Source organism: Selenomonas bovis DSM 23594 (assembly GCF_000381005.1).
GTDB classification, from domain to species: Bacteria; Bacillota; Negativicutes; order Selenomonadales; family Selenomonadaceae; genus Selenomonas_C; species Selenomonas_C bovis.
Genome location: NZ_KB908444.1, coordinates 1 through 2,312, shown reverse-complemented (window position 1 = coordinate 2,312; position 2,312 = coordinate 1). Strand labels below are relative to the sequence as shown.

General features: G+C 54.5%; 5 protein-coding genes. 3 read left to right on the top strand and 2 right to left on the bottom strand.

The annotated features are described in order from the left end of the window. Positions 1-342, top strand: a 342-nt coding sequence (locus F599_RS0113175) for a DUF1492 domain-containing protein (RefSeq protein ID WP_019543956.1), incomplete at its 5' end; no start/stop codon positions are given. A gap of 154 nt (positions 343-496) precedes the next feature. Here F599_RS0113175 and F599_RS0113170 read toward each other — a convergent pair. Next, positions 497-778: a type II toxin-antitoxin system YafQ family toxin gene (locus F599_RS0113170; RefSeq protein ID WP_019543955.1), complete on the bottom strand. Its 282-nt coding sequence runs from the start codon at positions 776-778 to the stop codon at positions 497-499. Next, a complete protein-coding gene (locus F599_RS0113165) occupies positions 775-1,047 on the bottom strand; it encodes a type II toxin-antitoxin system RelB/DinJ family antitoxin (protein ID WP_019543954.1) in 273 nt (90 codons plus the stop codon). Before F599_RS0113165 ends, F599_RS0113170 begins: the two co-directional genes overlap by 4 nt. A gap of 91 nt (positions 1,048-1,138) precedes the next feature. Between F599_RS0113165 and F599_RS0113160 the strand changes: the two genes are divergently transcribed. Both F599_RS0113160 and F599_RS0113155 read left to right on the top strand, forming a co-directional pair. Continuing rightward, entirely contained in the window at positions 1,139-1,522 is a 384-nt protein-coding gene (locus F599_RS0113160; protein WP_019543953.1) for an HNH endonuclease, read from the top strand. Between the two features lie 140 nt (positions 1,523-1,662). Further along, positions 1,663-2,226, top strand: coding sequence for a P27 family phage terminase small subunit (locus F599_RS0113155; protein ID WP_019543952.1), 564 nt, complete (start codon positions 1,663-1,665; stop codon positions 2,224-2,226). Positions 2,227-2,312: the final 86 nt, after the last annotated feature.

Below are 2,312 nucleotides of genomic sequence, written 5' to 3'. Positions count from 1 at the left end.
CTGCGGCAGCTTGCCGGGCAGGTCACGTCCTCCCTTGGCAGGGAACCGGTCAGCGGTTCAGCGGACGTACATAAACTCGATGGAACCATCGCCAAGATTGTCGGTATGGAGCGCGAGATCAACGAGGAAATCGACCGTCTGGTGGAGGCGAAGTGCGAGTCCATGGCAGTCATCCGGCAGGTGGAACATCCCGACCAGCAGCTTGTCCTGGAGCTTCGCTACCTCGATTTCAAGTCGTGGCCGTCGATTGCCGAGGAGATGGGACTCAGCCCGTGCTGGGTGCAGACTCTCCATGAACGCGCGCTCGCTGCCATCGAAAATATTTTTTTGCAAAAGGCATGATACCGCATGGAAGTGCAGACAAGTTCTCTTGCATACGATGGCGGATGTGTTAAAATGGTAGTGGTGAAAAATGAACAGAAAGCCTTCGAAGGAATTGATGATCCTTCGAAGGCTTTTTTGATGCCATGAAAAAAGCCGCCCATACGGACGGTGATTATTTTGCAAACAGGTCTGCGTGTGTTCCTGTATCTGTGAGCGTCAATGTCAGAACATCGCCCTCGATGAGATAAATCAAAAGCCAATCAGGCTGGATATGACATTCACGAAAACCTGCCCAGTTTCCACGCAGCTCATGGTCAGCGTATCTTTCCTCGAGCTTTTTTCCTAGTCGCAGTTTTTCTACGACATCGTCTAAAAGCTGAAGATTCCAGCCGCGCTTCCTGGCTCGTTTGTATGACTTTTTGTATGCGGAAGTGAATTTTACATGGTACATCATTCGTTGAGCGCTTTCTTTAAATCGTCCATACTATCGTAGCTGGGGACTGCAGGATCGCGCGATATTTTCTTCGCCTCTTTCATGGCCGCGATGGTATTCCTGTTGTAGTGAGGCATTTCGATGCTGAAGGGAATGCCGCCGCGCAGGACGCATTGATGCAGGAAAAGATTGACAGCGCCGGACATGTCGAGCCCTAAACCGGAGAACAGCGCATTTGCCTGTTCCTTTACCTCGCGGTCAATTCTGATTTGTGTTGGGACTGTTGCCATAATGAAACACCACCTTTTATTCCATTATAGACGATTTGGTTTACAACGTAAAGCAAAAGATAAAATGTGATACATCATGGAGGTGATCTTGTTGCCGTGCAAACCGAAGAAACCATGCCGCTATCCCGGCTGCGCTAGACTTGTAGAAGCTGATGAGAGCTACTGTCCGGAGCACAAGCGGCTGGCCGCGCAGCAGTATGAGCGCTATGGACGGCCGGAAGAAAACAAGAAGCGCTACGGCTACCGCTGGCGCAAGATCCGCACGCTGTTCCTCGCCGCGCATCCGCTCTGTGAGATGTGTCGGAAGGCGGGACGGCTCACCGAGGCGACCGAGGTGCACCACATCCTGCCGCTTGCGCACGGCGGCACGCATGACGAAGAGAACCTCATGGCGCTCTGCAAGACCTGCCATTCGCGTATCAGTGCCGAGTCAGGCGACCGATGGAGAAATAAGAAACGTAGAAAAAACGAATAAACGAGAGCATAACCGGGAGGGGGCGTAAAAATCGCTGAAAACGGCAGAAAATTGACCGGAAGCGCCCCCTCACGCGCAAAAGTTTGAAATCAAACGGGGGATTAAAGGAGCCGCCTACAGGCGGGAAGGAAGTGATGGATTTGGCCAAGGACGGAACACAGCGCGGCGGGCGCAGGCCGCGTGCCGGATGCAAGCCGCAGCCGCTCGCGGAGAAGCTGCAGGAAGGCAAAAAAGCCGTGCGGATCGAGCTGCCGTCCGTGACGCCGCTTGCCGGAGCAGAGCTAGACGAGCCGGAGGAGCTCATGGGTGAGGAGATGCCGAATCCAAGCGACTACCTTTCCGCGCGGCAGCGCAACGGAAAGCCGCTTGGCGCGGATGAGATTTACCGCGAGACATGGCAGTGGCTCAAGGAGCGGCGCTGTGAGCGGCTCGTGAATCCGCGCCTGCTCGAGAGCTACGCGCAGGCTTTTGCGCGCTTCATCCAATGCGAGGAAGCCGTGAGCCAGTACGGTCTGCTCGGCAAGCATCCCACGACCGGCGGCGCGATTGCAAGTCCCTTCGTGCAGATGAGCCAGAACTTCCAGAAACAGGCCAACAATCTGTGGTACGAGATCTTCGACATCGTGAAGCAGAACTGCACGACGAGCTTCGAGAGCTTCCCGCAAGATGATATGATGGAGCGGCTGCTCAGAGCGAGAAAATGAGAAAGCCGCCCGAAGGTGGACGGCTTTTTCAGAACATGTTGATGAACTCCGCTGCGGTTTTGATTTGCGGATGACTGAGCCCGGAT

Excerpts from the sequence above, each read along its gene's own strand:
- F599_RS0113170 (WP_019543955.1), bottom strand. The coding sequence starts at position 778 with ATGATGTACCATGTAAAATTCACTTCCGCATACAAAAAGTCATACAAA.
- F599_RS0113165 (WP_019543954.1), bottom strand. The coding sequence starts at position 1,047 with ATGGCAACAGTCCCAACACAAATCAGAATTGACCGCGAGGTAAAGGAA.